Source organism: Amycolatopsis sp. NPDC005003 (assembly GCF_053600695.1).
The window spans coordinates 102482-120126 of sequence record NZ_JBSGAI010000029.1; the positions used below are offsets into that span (position 1 = coordinate 102482).

Here is a 17645-nt window from a genome sequence, read left to right on the forward strand (position 1 = left end):
CCTCGTCACTCCTGGTGATGGTACGCGGACGCATTCTCCCGCGCCCAGGCCGCGAAGGTCAGCGGCGGCCGGCCGAGCAGCCGCTCGACGGTGTCGAAGACGACCCGTTCGTGTGGTGCGGACTCACGCTTGAGGGCGAAGAGGCCGTCGATGGCCTCGGCGGGCCAGCCGTACGTCCGGATCAGGCGGTCCTTCGCGGCGCTTTCGGTCTCTTCGACGTACTTCAGCGGACGGCCGATCGCCTCGGAAAGGATGGCGACCTGCTGCTCGGCCGTGAGGGCTTCACCGCCGGTGAGCTCGTAGGTCGCGCCTTCGTGCCCGGACGTCGTCAGCGCGAGCGTCGCCACTTCGGCGATGTCGCGGACGTGGACCAGCGCGGACGGCGGATCGGTGTCGGGCACGTACACGGCGTTCTCTTCGCGGATCGAGCCGATCCAGGCGAACCGGTTGTCCATGAAGGCACCGGGTCGCAGGATCGTCCACGCCGGCCCGGCCTCGCGGATCGCCTGCTCGGCTTCGGCGTGGGCGCGGCTGATCGCGTCCTTCTGTCCGAAGTGGACACCGGTGGTGGACAGCTTGACGAGGTGGGTGACACCGGACTGGGCGGCGGCCTGCGCGACCGCCGCTTCCCGGTCGGCGTTGTGCCCCTGGGTCAGCACGAACACGCGGTGCGCGCCGGCCAGCAGGGCGGGCAGGTCCGACGTGTCGAGGTCACCGCGGACCACTTCGGCGCGCGGGTCGATCCGGGCCTTGGCCGGGTCGCGGGTCAGCGCGCGGACGCCGGCGCCGGCGTCGAGCAGGGCGGGGACGAGGTGGCGGCCGACCTTGCCGGTGGCGCCGATGACGAAGATCATCGTGAGTTGTCCTTATCGGGAAAGCGGGACGTGGGGGAGCGCGAACGCCGTGACGAGGCCGAGGGCCAGCACGGGCAGCAGCGCGAGGAACACGCCGTGGGTGCCGGCGTGGTAGGCGAAGCCGAGCGCGACCGGGCCGAGGGCCGAGCCGAGCGCGCGGGCGAGGTTGACGCCGGCGGCGACCGCACCGCGGTCGGCCGCGGGGGCGGTGTTCTGCGTAGCCATGGTGAGCACCTGCAGGTTCAGCCCGGCCGCGCAGCCGAAGACGACCAGGCAGGCGAGGGCCGGCGGCAGGCCGTCCAGGGTGAGCAGGCCGAGCACCGCGAGCAGGCCGAGCGCCATGCTCAGCCTCGGCGCCCAGCGGTACGCGCCGGTGCGGGCGATGACCTTGCTCGTGACGACGGAGGCGAGCGACACGGCGAGCGTCATCGGCAGCAGCCGCAGCCCGCCTTCCGCCGGGCCGGCGTCGGCCTGCAGCAGGACCGCGATGTAGTTGACCGAGCCGAGGAACGCGAACCCGGCGAGCACGCTGAGCAGCACGGACACGGTGAACGTCCGGTCGCGGAACAGCCGCGGCGGCAGGACGGGCGCTTCGGCCCGCCGTTCGACGACCACGAACACCGCGGCCGCCACCGCGCCGAGGGCGACCGACCACGGCGTGAGCAGGGTGAACCCGGTGATCGCGGTGCCGAGCAGGAGCACGCCGGCGAAGTCGAACGGCGCTTCCCGGCGCCGGGTCGACAGGTCGAGCGTCGTGAGGCAGGCCAGGGCGACCAGCCCGAGCGGCAGGTTGACCAGGAAGATCGACCGCCACCCGGCGAGCCCGGTGAGCAGGCCGCCGACGACCGGACCGGCGAGCGAGGCGACGGCGAAGCAGATCGAGAACCAGCCGAAGTACTTCGCGCCTTCGCGAGGCGAGAACATCTCGCCGAGCGAAGCGCCGACGGAGACGAAGAGGCCGCCGGAGCCGGCGCCCTGCAGCACGCGCCCGGCGATCAGAAACGCCGCCGACGGCGCCAGGCCGCAGGCGAGCGAGCCCAGCAGGAACAGGGCGAGTGCGCCCAGGAGCACACGTTTGCGGCCGAAGACGTCACCGAGCTTGCCGTACAGCGGCGCGGTCGCGCTCCCGGCGAGCAGGTAGGCGGTGGTGACCCAGGCGTAGGCGCCGGTGCCGCCGAACTCGGCGGCGATCCGGGGGAGCGCGGTGGCGACGACCTGGGCGTCGAGCATCGCGAGGAAAACGGACAGGAACAGGCCCGTGAAGGCCGGTTTGAGGGCGCGCTGAGGCGCGATGGTGCTCAAGAAAATGTCCTTGTTTCGTCAGAAGGGACGAGAGATGCGGACGCGCGAAAACACGCGTCCCGTCGAGCCGGGAAAAGGTTCCATCGTCATCCGTGCCACGGATGCGACCTCTTCGCGCTCGGAAACCACCTCGAATCGTCCCGCTCGCCCGGCCGAACCCGGACGGCGTCCACTACGCAGGAACACTGACGAGCATGACTTTAGACATCTACATGTCAAAGTGCAAGTACTTGGTCAGGGTAGGCGGCTGACCTGGTCGTTGTCCCGGCGCCGCTCGCCCAGCTCGTCCGGGAACACCCACTTCTTGAAGCCCCAGAAGCGGAAGAACATGGCCAACAGCATGCCGATGATCGAGCCGCTCGCGAAGTCCGCGACCTCCTGGACCAGGAACGTCACGTGCGGGACCTCGAGGTCGAGCACGTACCGCGAAATGATCAGGGGGACCAGGTTCACGCCCACCGCGATGCCGCTGATGATGAAGAACAGCGCGGCTTCGTGGTGCCGTTCGCGCCCGCCGCGGGTCCGGAAGGACCACTCGCGGTTGAGGATGTAGGACACGATGGTCGCGACGATGATCGCGATCGCCTTCGCCGTCGTCGGTTTCGGCTCCAGCACCGTCAGCTTGAGGGCGTACCAGACCCCGTTGTCGACCACGAAGGTCGTGCCGCCCACGATCGCGAACTTCAGCAGCTCCCGGTGCTTGATCAGCACCGAACGCAGTGGTTCCGGCGTGCGCTTGAGCACGGTTTCCACAACGGTCACACCACGCAGTCTAGGGACACACGGCGTTGACCTGTGGTTCAGGCGGCCCAGCTGTCGTGAATGTCCGGATTTCCGGCATTTTCGGCGGTTATCCCGTCAGCCACCCGAACGCCTTCTCGGGGCTGACCGTCGGTGGCTTGACCCCGGGGTTCCCGCCGGACCGCGGCGGGGCGCTCGTGGTCGTCGAGGACACCGGCGGCTCGCTCGTCGGCTCCTCCGTTGTCGTCGTCACCGGAGGCTTCGGCGTCGGCTTCGACGGGGTCGGCTTGGCCGGCTTCGTCGGCGTGGGGACCGAGGGGGGTGTCGGCGTCGGCACCGGGTCCTTGCCGCACCAGTGGCGCCAGCAGCCGAAGTCCACCGTCACCGGCGGCGCCGTCGCCCGGCCGAGCTGTGCGGTGATCGTCACCCGGCCCTCGTCCGGACGGCCCTTCAGCCGCACCCACAGGTTGACGTGCTGGCCCGGCGCCACCGCGCTCTTGGTCGTGCAGCTCGCGCCTTCGCCGGTCGTCTCGCAGGGGAAGCCGCGCAGGCTCCACCACTGCCTGAGCGGGTGGTCGAAGGTGACCGTGACCGGCTTGGTCGTCTCGCCGGTGTTGCGGACCCGCACGTAGACCAGCGGGCTGTGGTTCCAGGGGAACGCCGAGAGCCCGTCGCCCTGCGCTTCGAGGACCACGGCGTCCGGCGGGACCTTCACGGTGACCTTGACACTCACCTCGACGGGCACCTGCATACCGGCCGTGACCGACACGTTCACCGTGCCGCCTTCGGCGTCTTCGTCGGCTTGCAGGCGGAAGTTCAGCGTCGCGCTCTGGCCGGGCTGCAGGCCGGCGCCGGTCTTGCAGACGACGGTGCCCTCGCCGCCCGGGCAGTTCACCGAAATCGGGGCGGGGACCTGCGCACGCGCCGCCGGCGCGCCGCCACCGCCGGTGTCGACCGCGCGCACCCCGCGCGGCAGGTTCAGCGCGACCGCCACCGGCTCGGACGGGCTGCCGCCGTCGTTGCGCACGGTGATCGGCAGGTTCTTCGCGGCGCCCGGGCTGAGCTCGACGCCGTCCGGCGGGGTCGTCGCGGACATCGACGCCGGGGCGGGCGACGGCGGTGCCGGTGCGGACGGGGCCGGCGCGGGCGGCGGGACCGGGGCGGGCGGGACGACCGGCGGCGGGGCCGGCGCGACCGGCGGCGGTGCGGGTGGCTCCGGGGGCTGGGGGGCCGGGGGCTGCTCCGGCGCGGGCGGTGCCGGCGGCTGCGGCTTCGGTGCCGGCGGTTCGACCTGCTGGACCGGTGGCGGCACCGCGGCGGCGACCGGGACCTCCTGCGTTCCGCCGCCCGCGGTGAGCGCGATGACGACGGCCGCGACGATCGCCGTGCCCGAGGCCGCGACTCCGGCGAACTGGCGGGGCCCGGCGGCGGCCGCGGACGCACCGGCCTTGCCACCGGCCGCCGCGGCACCGGCGGCGACCGCTCCCGCGGTGGCCGCGCTCGCTTTTGCGGCACCGATGGTGGCGAGGTAGCCCAGCGCGGCGCCGCCCAGGACGATCGGGGCGATGATCGCGCGCAGCCCGCCGTTGACGTCGGCGAGCTCCGCGGCGAGCGCCCGGCACCGGTCGCACTCGTCGAGGTGGCTCTCGACCTGGGCGCGTTCGCGTTTGGACAGTCCGTCGCGGGTCCACGCGCCGAGCCGCTCGGCGCAGGCGCGGCAGCGTTCCTCGGCGTTTTCCTGCAGGTGGACCTGCAGATAGGCCTGGCGGAGGCCCTCACGGGCGCGGTAGGCGAGCGCGGAGACGCCGTTCGCGGTCAGGCCCAGCAGCGGCGCGACCTCGGCCGGGCTCTGCTGCTCGATCTCGGTGTGCCACAGCACCGCCTGCCAGCGTTCCGGCAGCCGCGCGAACGCCTTGGCGGCCATCGTCCGCTCGAGCCCGGCGACCGCGGTGTCGGAAAACGGCACGGTCAGCGCCTCGGCCGCGGCACCGCCGACCTCGGACATGTCTTCGTTGAGGTCGACCCGGCGCTCCTTGCGCGTGCGGTCGTACGCCGTGTGACGCAGGGCGGTCAGCAAATACGCCCGGAAGGCTGTGTCCGGGCCCTTGCCGCCACGGAGCGTGTCGAGCACCTTGGCGAACGCCTCGGACACGAGATCGTCGGCTTCGGAGCTCGAGCGGGCCAGCTGACGGGCCAGATTCCGGGCCGCACCGGTGTGCCGTTCGTAGAGCGTGCCGTACGACTCGAGCTTCCCGGAGCGGACCTCCGCGATCAGCTCGGCGTCACTCTTTCCGCTGAGATCGGCGGGAACGGTGGACACGGCACTCCTCGGTCGGCTAGAGCCAGGACCTGCCATTACAGGCCGATCCGGGACGCGAGACAAGTGTGACTGACCCACCCCCGGCGGTCACGTCGTGGTCGGCGTGATGACTCCGACGGCGGAGCAAAATCACCCACCCCTGGGCCGTCCCGGTGAAAAGCTCCACGACAAAAACCGGTCGGTACGCGTCACGGTGCCCAGCTGGGTACGTCCTCATCGTGAAGCCAAGGACAAGATCGTTGCGAACCGGACGAAAGGGGCGGGTGGCCAGTGGATGCTCCGGCTGCGCGGCCCGGGTCCGGTGACACCCCGCCCACGCAGGCCGAGCGGGATGCCTCCCTGCGTGCGTTGCGGGCCCGCTGGCGCACGGCCAGCCTCGCCGCGGGCTGGCGGTTCCCCAGCGACTGGGCCCTGCCCGAGGTCGACGCCGTCTGCGCGGCCGTGATGGCGAAGGGCGGCGTCGAAGCCGCCGAAACCGCGCTGGCCGGGCTGGCCAGGGCCCGCGCGGCGGCCGGTGCGGGGCTGGCCGAGACCCTCGCCGACCTCGCCGCGCTGCACGCGGTGCTCGGCCACGGTGACGACGGGTTCGTCTCGCCGGACGTCGACGCCACGCCCGCGCGGCTGCTCCGCACCACCGCGCTGGCCTGGGCGGACGTCGCCACCGACCAGCTCGTGCACACCGAGGTCACCGACCCGCTGACCGGCCTGCCGTCGGCGGCCTACCTGCGCACCCGGCTCGCCGAGGTCTACCGCGCCGCCGAGGCGCGCGAGCGGCCGGCCGCCGAGGACCACGTGCTGCTCGTCGTCTCGCTCGACCTCAGCGCCGTCGCCGGGTTCCCGCGGCTGACCGGGATGATCCTGGTCGCGGACGCGCTGCGGGCGGTCTTCGACAGCGGCCAGAGCATCGCTTCGCTGGGGCCGTCCGTCGTCGCGGCTCTGGTCCCGAAGGACGAGCGCGTCGCTTCGCACGGCGTCGCGCTGCGAAGGGCGTTGCACGAGCGGCTGTCGGTCGACGCGCAGCTCGCGGACGTGGGCAGACCCCGCGTCTCGGCGGTGCGGCTGCCCGCCACCCACGAACTCGCCTGCGACCTGCTGGCCCACCTCGCGCGCGCGTAGAACGCCGGAAAAGCCCGGTTTTGCCCGGACCCTTCGGACCGGGACGAGGCCGGTCATGATTTCCTGGTGCGGTGACCCGGACCGTACCCACCGACGTCGACGGCGAAGTCGCGGCCAGACCCCAGCACCGCCTGGCCCTGCGGAAATCACTCGCCCGCCTGTCCGTCCGCCCGCGGTCGATCCTGATCCTCGCGGTGATTCCGCTGTTCGCGATCGGGTACGGCATCTACGGCTGGCAGCACGACTGGGTGCTCGGCGTCGACAGCGCGGTCTACCGGGCCGGCGCGCTGACGCTGCTGAACGGCGACTCGCTCTACGACGCCAACACGCTGCCCAACGAGCCGTGGTGGGCGCTGCTGCCGTTCACCTACCCGCCGACGGCGGCGCTGATCTTCATCCCGCTCGCCGCGTTCCCGACGCAGATCTCCTGGGGCCTGATCACCGCCGTCTCGCTGGGGGCGATGGCGCTGTCGATCCGCATCGCGATCGGCGCGCTGCCGCGGCCCGCCGCCGACGGGCCGCGCTGGTGGGCCTCGCCCGCCCGCTCGACCATCGTGTTCTTCCTGGTCTTCCTCGGCCTCGAGCCGGTGTGGCGGACGATCTTCCTCGGCCAGATCAACCTGATCCTGATGGCCATGATCCTGCTGGACATGCTGGTCATCGGTGCTCGCGGGAGCCGGTGGGGCGGTGTCCTGGTCGGCGTCGCGGCGGCGATCAAGCTGACGCCGCTGGTGTTCCTCGGGCACCTGTTCATCACCGGCCGCCGCATGGACGCCATTCGCGGGTTCGCGACGTTCGTGCTGCTCCAGGGCCTGATGTTCCTGATCAACTCGCACGACGCGGCCAAGTACTGGACCGTCACGCTGCCGGACACCGGCCGGATCGGCCCGGTGCACTGGGCGGGCAACCAGTCGCTGAACGCGCTGATGAACCGGGCCACCGACCTCGCGCCGTGGGCGTCCAAGGCGGCGATGGGCATCGGGTTCCTGCTCGCGATCCCGGCGCTGTGGCTGCTGATGCGCTTCCACCGCAAGGGCCAGGCGCTGGCCGCGCTCCTCGTCACCGCGTTCTGGACGCTGCTGATTTCGCCGATCTCGTGGACCCACCACTGGGTGTGGGTGATCCCGCTGATCGTGCTGCTGGTCTCGCGGCTGCCGAAGACCACCCCGAAGACCGCGTGGCGGCGCTGGGTCGGCACCGGGCTGGTCGCGTTCGTGTTCGTCAGCTGCGTGCTGCTGATCCTGCCGAACGGCCGCAACGTCGAGCTGCACTGGAAGGTGTGGCAGAACGTCCTGGGGGACGCCTACATCCTGATGCCCGTCGTGCTGGCTCTCGCGCTGATCCTGCGCTGGGGGCTGCTCCGTCGGGCGCGAAAGAAGGCGGCCGCGGATGTCGACGTCCCCGCCGGGGTCTGAGGCGCGCACCGGCCGCTTCCTCGCCGGGGGTCTCGCGCTTCTCGTCCTGGCTTTCGGGGTGGTCGTCTGGCTGGCCGGGTGGCACCTGGGCGCGGACAGCGCTGTCTACCGCGCTGGTGCGCTGACCCTGCTGCACGGGGACCCGCTCTACACGCGGGACGTGCTGACCGCGCTGCCGGACTGGGTGCGGCTGCCGTTCACCTACACCCCGGCGGCCGCGCCGCTCTTCCTGCCGCTCGCCCTGGTGCCGTCCGGCCTGGTGTGGGGCGTGATCGCGTTTTTGTCGGTGGTCGGTCTTATGGTCGTCATCACGGTGGTTTCGTCGCCGCCGGGGCGTGCATCCCTTCTGGGAAGAAGGTGGTGGGCGCTGCCGGCGGGAACGGCCGTCGCTCTGACGCTGGAACCGGTGTGGAAGACACTGTTCCTGGGCCAGATCAACTTGATACTGATGGCGTTCGTGGTGCTGGACGTCCTGGTGCTCAGCCTTCGTGGGTCGCGCTGGGCGGGTGTGCTGATCGGCGTGGCAGCGGCGATCAAGCTGACCCCGCTGATCTTCGTGCCGTACCTGTTCTTCACGGGCCGGTGGAAGGACGGGCTGCGGGCGCTGGGCACGTTCGCGGCGCTCGAAGCGGCGATGTTCGCGGTCATCCCGGTCGACGCGGTGCGGTTCTGGCGGGATTCGGCGACCGATCCGAGCCGGGTCGGTTCGGTGCACTGGATCTTCAACCAGTCGCTCAACGGGCTGGTGAACCGGGCGTCGGCGCTGGCGCCCTGGTCGCTGGCGGTGGCGGTCGGGGTGGCGGCGGTGCTCGCGGTGCCCGCGGTGTGGCTGGTCGTGCGGCTGCACCGGCGTGGCGAGGACGTGGCGGCGTTGCTCGTGACGGCGTTCTACGGGCTGCTGTTGTCGCCCGTCTCGTGGTCGCACCACTGGGTCTGGTGCGTGCCGTTGCTCACGCTGCTCGTGGTCAAGGCGCGGTGGTGGGCCGTGGCGGCGGTCGCGCTGCTGTTCGTCTCGCAGATCGTGATGCTCGTGCCCAACGGCGGGGACTCCGAGTTCCGCTGGGGCCTGGGCTGGTCGATCCTCGGCAACGGCTACGTGCTCGCGGCGGCGGCCGGGATCCTCGGGCTGGCGGCGCGTGAGCTTCGCCTGGTCCGGCGGTCGACCCGCCTCGTGACCGTTTAGGCTGATCGGCGCTATGGACAAACACACCGGTCTGCCCGTCGTGGGCATGGTGGGCGGCGGCCAGCTGGCCCGGATGACCCACCAGGCGGCGATCTCCCTCGGCCAGTCCCTGCGCGTGCTCGCCGCGGGAGAGAACGAAGCCGCGGGGCTCGTCGCCGGCGACGTCACCATCGGACACCACACCGACCTCGACGCGCTGCGGAAGTTCGCGGCCTCGGTCGACGTGCTCACCTTCGACCACGAGCACGTGCCGGGCGAGCACCTGCTGACGCTGGCGATGGAGGGTCACGTCATCCGGCCGGCGGCGAGCGCACTGGGTTTCGCGCAGAACAAGCTCGTGATGCGCGAGATGATGGCCGGTCTCGGCGTGCCGGGTCCGGCGTTCGCCGAGGTGTCCTCTGTGGACGACGTGGTGGCCTTCGGCGGCGAGCACGGCTGGCCGGTGGTGCTCAAGGCGTCGACCGGTGGGTACGACGGCCGCGGCGTCTGGATGCTGGACACCGCGCAGCACGCGCGCGAGACCGTGCCGGAGCTGCTGGCCGCGGGCACGGCGCTGCTGGTGGAGGCGAAGGTGGCGATGAAGCGCGAGCTGTCCGCGCTCGTCGCCCGCTCGCCCTTCGGCCAGGGCGCGGCGTACCCGGTGGTCGAGACGGTGCAGACCGGCGGCATCAACACCGAGGTCCTCGCCCCGGCGCCGGGCCTCGACGACTCGCGGGTGCACGAGGCGCAGGACCTGGCGCTGCGGATCGCGTCGACGCTGGACGTCACCGGGCTGCTCGCGGTGGAGCTGTTCGAGACCGACACCGGGCTGCTGGTGAACGAGCTGGCGATGCGCCCGCACAACTCCGGGCACTGGACCATGGACGGCGCGCGCACGTCCCAGTTCGAGCAGCACCTGCGGGCGGTACTCGACTACCCGCTGGGCCGGACGGACCTGATCGCGCCGGCGTGCGTGATGGCGAACGTGCTGGGCGCGCCCGAGCTGCCGGAGATGGGGCCGGACGAGCGGCTGCACCACCTGTTCGCGCGGTACCCGGAGGCGCGGGTGCACCTTTACGGCAAGCAGGAGCGGCCGGGCCGCAAGCTCGGGCACGTCAACTTCACCGGCGAGCGCATGGAGGACCTGCGCAACCGCGCGCTGCTGTCGGCGCACTGGCTGTCCCACGCCGTCTGGCTCGACGGCTACGAAATCCACTGACGGGAGAGGTCGGTTATGGCGCCGCAGGTGGGCGTGATCATGGGCAGCGACTCGGACTGGCCGACGCTGGAGGCGGCGGGCGCGGCGCTGGACGAGTTCGGCGTCGAGTACGAGGTCGGCGTCTACTCGGCGCACCGGACGCCGCAGCGCATGCTGGACTACGCGACGTCCGCGGCCTCGCGCGGCCTCAAGGCGATCATCGCGGGCGCGGGTGGGGCGGCCCACCTGCCGGGCATGGTGGCGTCGGCGACGGTGCTGCCGGTGATCGGCGTCCCGGTCCCGCTGAAGTACCTGGACGGCCTGGACTCCCTGCTCTCGATCGTCCAGATGCCGGCGGGTGTCCCGGTGGCGACGGTCTCGGTGGGTGGCGCGCGCAACGCGGGTCTCCTGGCGGTCCGCATCCTGGCGGCGTCCGACGAAGGCCTGCGGGCGAAGATGGCGAAGTTCCAGGCGGACCTGGAGAAGCTGGTCCTGGACAAGGACGCGGCTCTGCGCGAGAAGACCGGTCACTGATCGATCCGTTCGTGGCGTCCTCTTCGGATTCGCCTCCGGCGCCCGGGAGAACCGGCTAAGGTCCGGGCTCCGGTTGCCGAGTCGTTCTTGGGGAGAGAGATGGCGGATTCCCAGTCGGACAACGGCGTCTCGGTGCCCTGGCTCGCCGGAGTCGTCCTGGCGGGTGTCGGTGCCGGGCTGGCCGTCCTCGCGCTGACGTTCCCCTGGGTGTCGGTCCGGACGGGGCCGCGGGCCTCGGCGTTCACGCTGATGGTGACGAGCATCGAGCGCCAGGGCCCGACGTTCGCGGTGCTCCTGGTCCTCACGGCGGTGGTCGCGGTCATCGCCTTCGCGGCGGCGCGCAGGCGGGCCGGGACCCGGTGGCTGCTGGTGGCGGTGTGGGCGCCGCTGCCGGCCCTGGCGGCGCTGTTCGTGGGGTTGCGGGCCAACGCGGCCGACCTGGGCTCGAGCCTGCCGTCCGCGGGCCTGGACCCGGAGCGCGCGCGGCCGGACCTCCTGGTGACGCCGGCCCAGGGCCTGGTGTTCTACACGACGGGCCTGCTGTTCCTCGGCCTGGGCGTGGCCATCGCGGGCGTCCCGGCGGCCACCCGCATCCCGGTGGCGACGTCGGCCGCCCCGGCGCCGGCCCGCCGGACCCCCGTGGTGCGCTTGACGGCGCTGGTGCTCGCGGTTCCGCTCGTGGTGCTGTCCCAGGCGCTGCCGTGGTTCGAGATCGACAACACGGAGGGCACCCTGCCGGCGGTCGTGACCGGCTGGCCAGGGATCTACCGGGCGGGTCTGATCGCCACGCTGGTGTTGCTGGTGGCAACGGCGCTGACAACGGGCTGGCGCCGAGACGCAGCGCGTTTGGCGGCGCTGTACGTGTGCGGCGGCCTGTACGGCGTGCTGCTGATCAACGCGTGGTTGCTGTGGGACCCGACGGGTTTCGCGAACCGGCTCAGCGCCCAGCGGGACGAGCTGGCGCTGGGCCTGGGCTACTTCGCCTCGCTGGCGGCGGTCCCGCTGCTGGCGGTGGTGGGAGGCCCGCGCGTGACCGAGGACCCGGACGCGGAACCGGACCTGGACCCGGCGGCCGCCCCGGAGGCGAAGCCGGAAACGCGGGCGGAAAGTGAGCCGCGGGGCGCGGATCGGTTGGCTGGGCCGGCGCCGGGCGCGGAGTCATCGGCAGCGCCGGAGCCGAAAGTGCCGGACGCGCGGCCCGAACCGGCGGCCGAGTCGCAGGCTGGGTCGGCGCCTGGCACGGCCCGGGCGGCCGAGTCGCAGGCGGATCCCCAGACAGCGTCCGGCGCCGGCTCGACACCGGAAGGCGCCCAAGCATGAACCGGAAGCGGAGGCCCGTCGTCGCCGGGCGGACTACCTCTCTTCGGCCCGCTCGGCGGCGGCCCAGCCGCGGTCTCGCTTGGTGGCGGGGGCTCGGCCGGGCCCCGAAATGGCTTCTCGCCACCGTGACCCCGCTCGTGCTGGCCGTTGCCGTGCCCGGGGTTGCTCCGCTCGCCATCGACCGGGCTCGGGATCTCTTCTCCGATGATGTCCTGTCCGTTCGCGGGGAGAGCTACCCCGAACTCGTCGCCGGGCAGTACTGGGCCACCGATGCCGAGCTCAGTGCGCCTGCGTCGAGCCGGGTTCTCGAACAGCTGCAGCAGCACACCCATGCCCAGCTCGGCACCTCCGGGCAGCAGGTGACCCTGGAAAGCCACCGGGCGGGGCGGATCGACGTCGAGAGCATCACCGCCGTCGTCGAGGAGCGGCGGGATCCGCTGGGCGGCACCGCCTTCGTCGCCGATCCGCAGGGCAGCGAGGAGGCCGCCCTCGTCGAGTTCCGGCTCGATTCCGGGGCGGGTGTCGAGATCCCCGCTCTCGTCCCGAGCGACTCCGCCGGTGCTCGGCCCTACCTCTCCGACGGCAAGATCCGGTTCGTCGAACAGGGCAAGCCGGAGCACCTGGTGATCCGCGCGAAGACCGACCGGTGCTTCTGCCTCTGGCGCGTCCGCATCGAGTACTCCTACCGCGGTGACAAGCACACCGTCGTCGTGCCGCCCGCCGGGCAGCCCGCCTTCGCGACGACCGCGTGGGGACCGCACAAGGTCGAGTACACCATGCGCATCGACGGTGCTCAGCGGTACGACTGCCAGGCGCAGCCCGCCGCCTGCCGGTTCAAGCCCACGTCCTAGCCGAGCTCGCCGATCAGCTGCTGCCTCAGCTCGCGCTTCAGCACCTTCCCCGCCGCCGACACCGGGATCTGCTCGACCACGTGCACCTCCCGCAACCGCTTGTACGGCAGCACCTTGTCGTTGACCGCGGCCATCAGGGCGTCCGCGTCGACCGATCCGCGGGGCACCACGAACGCCACCGGCAGCTCGCCGACCTCGGGGTCGGGGCGGCCCACCACCGCGGCCGCCGCGACGCCCGGCAGCGTGACCAGCAGCTCCTCCAGCTCGCGCGGGAAGACGTTGTAGCCCTTGTACAGCAGCATGTCCTTCTTGCGGTCCACAATGGACAGGTAGCCGTCGGTGTCGAGGACACCGATGTCGCCCGTGTGCAGCCAGCCGTCCACCAGTGCCGCCGCCGTCTCCTCCGGGCGGTTGCGGTAGCCGAGCATGATCTGCGGCCCGCGCAGGCAGACCTCGCCCCGTTCGCCCGGCGGCAGCGGCTCCTCGCCGCCCTCGGCCGGGACGATCTTGACCTCCGTGTCGAAGATCGGCACGCCCACCGAGCCGACCTTGCGCGTGCCCGACCGGTACGCCGGCGAGACCACCGCGCCCATCGTCGCCTCGGTGAGGCCGTAGCCCTCGACGACCACCACGTCCGGGAACCGCGTGCGCAGCGCGTTGATCATCGCGTGGTTCATCGGCGCCGCACCCGAACCGATCGAGCGGACCGACGACAGGTCGGCGGTGTGGAACGACGGCGTCGCGAGCAGGGCCGCGAACAGTGCCGGCGCGCCGCCGATGCCGGTGACGCGGAGCCGTTCGGCGTCGGCGACGTACGCCGCCGGGTCGAAGCGCGTGTGCAGGACCATCGTCGTCCCGGCGAGCACCGCCGAGTTGAGGCCGCCGATGATGCCCATCGCGTGGAACCACGGGGTCAGGTTGATCGCGACGCCGGTGCCCAGCCGCAACGGCCACTCGTCCTCGCCGCCGAGCTGGTCGATCGTGACGTCGCCGTGGGCGTCGAGCGCCGGGACCGAGCCGGTGCCCCAGCAGGCGTGCTGCAGCGTGTTGACCACGACGTTGCGGTGCGACAGCCGCACGCCCTTGGACCGGCCGGTGGTGCCGCCGGTGTAGGCGAGGTGGGCGAGGTCACCGTGGATGTCGACCTCGACGGCCGGGGGCGTCTCCGGCTGCGCGGCGTGGAACGCCTGGAACTCCGTGGCGCCCTCGGGCAGGTCGGCGACCGGCTGCACGACGACGGTGAACCGGGCCGGGATGCGGTCGGCGACGCTCGCGAGCGCGCCCGCCACCGGGCCGAACGTCACCACGGCCGCGGCCTCGCAGTCGGCGAGCTGGATCGCGAGGTCGTCCGGCGGGAGCAGCGGGTTCGCCGGGCTGAAGGTGGCCCCGGCCAGCAGCGTGCCGTAGTAGGCGACCGGGAAGGCCAGGCAGTTCGGCAGGTGCAGGGCCACGACGTCGCCGCGGCCGATGCCGCGCTCGCGCAGCGCGTTGGCGAACCGGCAGGCGGCCCGATGCGTCTCGGCGAAGGTGAGGCTGTGGCCGTCGTGGGCGAAGGCCGTCCGGTCGCCCCAGCGCGCGGCACCCGCCGCCAGGATCGAACCGACGGGGACTTCGGGGTAGTCGAGGGTGGCGGGCAGACCGGGCGGCGTCGTCGGCGCGGTGATCGGCATCACCCGACCATACGAATTCTGCGGTCAACGCCACAAGGACGACCCAGGTGAACGAGCGCTAACATCGACGGAGCCCCTCCCGACGTTGCAGAGAAGGTGTCCGGAAGTGACGATGAGCCTGTACCAGCTTGCCGAGGAGCACGAGGAGCTGCGGGCCGCGGTCCGGGCCCTGGCCGAGAAGGAAATCGCGCCGTACGCGGCGGAGGTCGACGAGAACGAGCGGTACCCGATCGAGGCGTACAACGCGCTGGTCAAGTCGGGTTTCAACGCCGTGCACATCGGTGAGGAGTACGACGGCCAGGGTGCCGACGCCGTCGGTGCCTGCATCGTGATCGAAGAGGTCGCGCGGGTCGACGCGTCGGCGTCGCTGATTCCGGCGGTCAACAAGCTGGGTACGCAGCCGATCATCCTGTCGGCTTCCGAGGGCCTGAAGAAGCTGGTGCTGCCGTCGATCGCCTCGGGCGAGGCGTCGGCTTCCTATGCGCTTTCCGAGCGTGAGGCCGGGTCGGACACCGCGTCCATGCGGACGCGGGCCCGGCTCGACGGTGACCACTGGGTGCTCAACGGCACCAAGTGCTGGATCACCAATGCGGGTGAATCTTCCTGGTACACCGTGATGGCCGTGACCGACCCCGATGCCGAGAAGAAGGCGAACGGGATTTCGGCCTTCGTCGTGCACAAGGACGACCCGGGTTTCTCGGTGGGGCCGAAGGAGAAGAAGCTCGGGATCAAGGGGTCGCCGACCCGGGAGATCTACTTCGAGAACTGCACCATTCCCGAGGACCGCATCATCGGCGAGCCCGGAACGGGGCTGAAGACCGCGCTGCGCACGCTCGACCACACCCGGCCGACGATCGGCGCCCAGGCGCTCGGGATCGCCCAGGGTGCTCTCGATGCCGCCCTGGCCTACGTGAAGGACCGCAAGCAGTTCGGCAAGTCGATTGCCGAGTTCCAGGGCGTTCAGTTCATGCTGGCCGACATGGGGACCAAGATCGAGGCGGCCCGCCACCTGGTGTACGCCTCGGCTGCCGCTTCCGAGCGGGGGGACAAGCGGGCCGGGTTCATGGCTTCTGCCGCGAAAGCTTACGCGTCCGATATCGCCATGGAAGTCACTACGGATGCTGTTCAGCTCTTCGGTGGGGCCGGGTACACCCGGGACTTCCCCGTCGAGCGGATGATGCGGGATGCCAAGATCACGCAGATCTACGAAGGCACCAACCAGATTCAGAAGGTCGTCATGGCCCGCGCCCTGCTCAAGGGCTAGATTGATCTTGATCCGGTAGTTCGGGTGGCCCTGGTGGTCCATGATCAGGCCGCCTCCAGGCCGTCGTCGGCACCAGGCCGCCCGAACACCGCGTGATGGCACCCGCGCATCTGATCGGCGTATCGTGAGTGCGGTAACGCCCGCTGCGCCCTGCTCGGGAAGCCCTCTTTGAGGGCGGGAGAGCTGTCGGTTCGACGACATTTGATCTCGGGCATCCTCCTTTGTGATGCTTGGAGATCTTTGTGGCTACCGTGATCAGTGCGTCGCTGCTCTTCTTGACGGTTGTTGTCCGTGAGCTGGCGCGGGTCCTGATTGTCTACTTCTCGCTTAGCCGCTGCCGGCAAGCGGATGTGCCCGCAGTCATCACTGCCGCACGAAAAGTGACTATTCACGCCGACCTGAAGCGCTAAGTAGTTGTGAGTGTTCGGGAGGGCCTGGCGGTCCACGGTCACGCCGCCTCCAGGCTGTCATCGGTGCCAGGCCGCCCGAACACCGCATCAATGGCCTGCCGGGCCCGTTGGTGGCTCGACGGGACGAGGTGGGTGTACGTCCGCAGGGTGAAGCCTGCGTCGGCGTGCCCCAGGTACTCGGCCAGCTCCTTGATCGAGACCGCGCGGGACAGCAGCGTCGAGGCGTAGAAGTGCCGCAGCGCGTGCATGCCGTCGGCCCGGCCACGGTGGGTGATCTTCGCCTCCCTGAACCCGCCCTGCCAGACAACCTTGGTGAAGAGGTCGCCGGTGTACAGGCGGCTGGCCTCGCCCGTGACGAGCAGTCGAACCGTCACCCGATCGCCGTCGGGCGTCTTCCACGGGAGCGTGACGGCGGTCGCCGGGAACCGGTCGTCGTGGTCGTCGATCTCCGCCAGCAAGGCGGGGGAGAGCGGCACCGTCCGCGTCTTGCCGCCCTTCGGCGGAGCGAACATCATCACGCCCTTGACGGTCTTGATCTGCCGCTGAACGCGGACCACCATCTCCTCCCGATCGATGTCGTCCGGCGAGAAGCCCAGAATCTCGCCCTGCCGCAGGCCGAGCCCGGACCCGAGCGGGACGACAACGCGGAACCGCTCACCGAGCCCAGCCCGCACCTTGTGCACCCGCTCTTCCGGCCAGACCACGACCTGCGGACTGCTACCCACCGGCCGCCGAACGGTCTTTGCCTGGCAGGGGTTCTCCCGGATCAACTTGTCGTCGATCGCCGAGTCCAGGACGCCGGTCACGATGGTGAACAGCACGACCTGATAGTTGGCAGCGAGCCGCTTCTCTTCCATCACGCCGAGCCAGTCACGAATGGTCGACGGCTTGATCTGCCCGAACTTCAGGTGCCCGAAGACCGGGTAGATCTGGCTTTCGAGTCGGCTACGCAGAATTTCGCGCGTTGCCGGGTCGGGTGACTGCGCCTTGAGCCAGTTCTCAGCCTGTTGCCGAAACGTCTTGGACGACGAGCGTGGATCGATGTACTTGTCCTCGCGCTTGTCCGACTCCACGCCGATGAGGAAGTCTTCCGCGCGCTTCTTTTGCTTGTCAGGGAACGACTTCGAACGCTCCTCGCCGTCCGGGTCGAGGTAGCGCACCTTGTACCGCAGGCCGATGCCGTAGAGCTCGGTCTTTTCGAGCACTGGCTTCCCCCGCCCGTTCAGGAGAACCTTCCCAGTCTCCTTGTCACGGGCGGGGCGGTACCAGCGATCTTGGATGTGTCCCATCAGGCTGCCGCCTCCCCGTTGACCCAGGCTTGGACCTTGGCCGGGTCGTAGCGGAGATGACGGCCGATCTTCCGGACCGGCGGACCCTCGCCGCGCCACTTCCACTGGTAGAGCGTCTTGACCGGAACTCCGAGGTAGGTCGATACGTCGTCAACCGACCACAGCCGGTCCGTGTTGTTGATGTTCATCTATTCCCCCT

At 70.9% G+C, this 17645-nt stretch carries 15 protein-coding genes; 8 read left to right on the forward strand and 7 right to left on the reverse strand.

Annotated elements, in window-relative coordinates; all coding sequences use genetic code 11:
- Positions 1 to 5 precede the first annotated feature (5 nt).
- From ACWED2_RS30185 to ACWED2_RS30200, 4 genes are all read right to left on the reverse strand, one after another.
- Positions 6 to 854, reverse strand: a complete 849-nt coding sequence (locus ACWED2_RS30185) for an NAD(P)H-binding protein (protein ID WP_449693881.1) — start codon at positions 852 to 854, stop codon at positions 6 to 8.
- Positions 855 to 866: 12 nt separating this feature from the next.
- Positions 867 to 2156: an MFS transporter gene (locus ACWED2_RS30190; protein WP_449693882.1), complete on the reverse strand. Its 1290-nt coding sequence runs from the start codon at positions 2154 to 2156 to the stop codon at positions 867 to 869.
- A 234-nt stretch (positions 2157 to 2390) separates the two neighbouring features.
- Positions 2391 to 2918, reverse strand: a complete 528-nt coding sequence (locus ACWED2_RS30195) for a GtrA family protein (protein ID WP_449693883.1) — start codon at positions 2916 to 2918, stop codon at positions 2391 to 2393.
- A gap of 88 nt (positions 2919 to 3006) precedes the next feature.
- Positions 3007 to 5217 carry a sigma-70 family RNA polymerase sigma factor gene (locus ACWED2_RS30200; protein ID WP_449693884.1) on the reverse strand — a complete coding sequence of 737 codons (2211 nt, stop codon included), beginning with the start codon at positions 5215 to 5217 and terminating at the stop codon, positions 3007 to 3009.
- A 270-nt stretch (positions 5218 to 5487) separates the two neighbouring features.
- Between ACWED2_RS30200 and ACWED2_RS30205 the strand changes: the two genes are divergently transcribed.
- The 7 genes from ACWED2_RS30205 (at position 5488) to ACWED2_RS30235 (ending at position 12813) form a co-directional block, all read left to right on the forward strand.
- A complete protein-coding gene (locus ACWED2_RS30205) occupies positions 5488 to 6333 on the forward strand; it encodes a GGDEF domain-containing protein (protein WP_449693885.1) in 846 nt (281 codons plus the stop codon).
- Between the two features lie 71 nt (positions 6334 to 6404).
- The gene (locus ACWED2_RS30210) at positions 6405 to 7748 is read left to right on the forward strand and encodes a glycosyltransferase 87 family protein (RefSeq protein ID WP_449693886.1); all 1344 of its coding nucleotides are present in this window, start codon (positions 6405 to 6407) and stop codon (positions 7746 to 7748) included.
- On the forward strand, positions 7723 to 8931 hold the full coding sequence (locus ACWED2_RS30215; protein WP_449693887.1) for a glycosyltransferase 87 family protein: 1209 nt from the start codon (positions 7723 to 7725) through the stop codon (positions 8929 to 8931). Before ACWED2_RS30210 ends, ACWED2_RS30215 begins: the two co-directional genes overlap by 26 nt.
- Before the next feature lie 13 nt (positions 8932 to 8944).
- Positions 8945 to 10129: a 5-(carboxyamino)imidazole ribonucleotide synthase gene (locus ACWED2_RS30220; protein WP_449693888.1), complete on the forward strand. Its 1185-nt coding sequence runs from the start codon at positions 8945 to 8947 to the stop codon at positions 10127 to 10129.
- Positions 10130 to 10144: 15 nt separating this feature from the next.
- Positions 10145 to 10642, forward strand: a complete 498-nt coding sequence (gene purE / locus ACWED2_RS30225) for a 5-(carboxyamino)imidazole ribonucleotide mutase (protein ID WP_449693889.1) — start codon at positions 10145 to 10147, stop codon at positions 10640 to 10642.
- A 99-nt stretch (positions 10643 to 10741) separates the two neighbouring features.
- On the forward strand, positions 10742 to 11962 hold the full coding sequence (locus tag ACWED2_RS30230; protein ID WP_449693890.1) for a hypothetical protein: 1221 nt from the start codon (positions 10742 to 10744) through the stop codon (positions 11960 to 11962).
- A 125-nt stretch (positions 11963 to 12087) separates the two neighbouring features.
- Complete coding sequence (locus tag ACWED2_RS30235; protein WP_449693891.1) at positions 12088 to 12813, forward strand: hypothetical protein; 726 nt, start codon at positions 12088 to 12090, stop codon at positions 12811 to 12813.
- On the opposite strand, the gene ACWED2_RS30240 is transcribed toward ACWED2_RS30235, so the two are convergent.
- Complete coding sequence (locus tag ACWED2_RS30240) at positions 12810 to 14483, reverse strand: class I adenylate-forming enzyme family protein (RefSeq protein ID WP_449693892.1); 1674 nt, start codon at positions 14481 to 14483, stop codon at positions 12810 to 12812. The two genes, ACWED2_RS30235 and ACWED2_RS30240, sit on opposite strands and share 4 nt — an antisense overlap.
- A gap of 112 nt (positions 14484 to 14595) precedes the next feature.
- On the opposite strand from ACWED2_RS30240, the gene ACWED2_RS30245 reads away from it, so the two are divergent.
- Positions 14596 to 15747 carry an acyl-CoA dehydrogenase family protein gene (locus tag ACWED2_RS30245; RefSeq protein ID WP_449693918.1) on the forward strand — a complete coding sequence of 384 codons (1152 nt, stop codon included), beginning with the start codon at positions 14596 to 14598 and terminating at the stop codon, positions 15745 to 15747.
- A gap of 448 nt (positions 15748 to 16195) precedes the next feature.
- On the opposite strand, the gene ACWED2_RS30250 is transcribed toward ACWED2_RS30245, so the two are convergent.
- Together ACWED2_RS30250 and ACWED2_RS30255 are read right to left on the reverse strand one after the other, a co-directional pair.
- Positions 16196 to 17446, reverse strand: a complete 1251-nt coding sequence (locus ACWED2_RS30250; protein ID WP_449693893.1) for a tyrosine-type recombinase/integrase — start codon at positions 17444 to 17446, stop codon at positions 16196 to 16198.
- The gene (locus tag ACWED2_RS30255) at positions 17446 to 17634 is read right to left on the reverse strand and encodes a helix-turn-helix transcriptional regulator (RefSeq protein WP_449693894.1); all 189 of its coding nucleotides are present in this window, start codon (positions 17632 to 17634) and stop codon (positions 17446 to 17448) included. The genes ACWED2_RS30250 and ACWED2_RS30255 overlap by 1 nt, the downstream gene beginning before the upstream one ends.
- Positions 17635 to 17645 lie beyond the last annotated feature (11 nt).

Excerpts from the sequence above, each read along its gene's own strand:
- ACWED2_RS30185 (WP_449693881.1), bottom strand. The coding sequence starts at position 854 with ATGATCTTCGTCATCGGCGCCACCGGCAAGGTCGGCCGCCACCTCGTC.
- ACWED2_RS30215 (WP_449693887.1), top strand. The coding sequence starts at position 7,723 with ATGTCGACGTCCCCGCCGGGGTCTGAGGCGCGCACCGGCCGCTTCCTC.
- ACWED2_RS30220 (WP_449693888.1), top strand. The coding sequence starts at position 8,945 with ATGGACAAACACACCGGTCTGCCCGTCGTGGGCATGGTGGGCGGCGGC.
- purE (WP_449693889.1), top strand. The coding sequence starts at position 10,145 with ATGGCGCCGCAGGTGGGCGTGATCATGGGCAGCGACTCGGACTGGCCG.
- ACWED2_RS30230 (WP_449693890.1), top strand. The coding sequence starts at position 10,742 with ATGGCGGATTCCCAGTCGGACAACGGCGTCTCGGTGCCCTGGCTCGCC.
- ACWED2_RS30240 (WP_449693892.1), bottom strand. The coding sequence starts at position 14,483 with ATGCCGATCACCGCGCCGACGACGCCGCCCGGTCTGCCCGCCACCCTC.
- ACWED2_RS30245 (WP_449693918.1), top strand. The coding sequence starts at position 14,596 with ATGAGCCTGTACCAGCTTGCCGAGGAGCACGAGGAGCTGCGGGCCGCG.
- ACWED2_RS30250 (WP_449693893.1), bottom strand. The coding sequence starts at position 17,446 with ATGGGACACATCCAAGATCGCTGGTACCGCCCCGCCCGTGACAAGGAG.
- ACWED2_RS30255 (WP_449693894.1), bottom strand. The coding sequence starts at position 17,634 with ATGAACATCAACAACACGGACCGGCTGTGGTCGGTTGACGACGTATCG.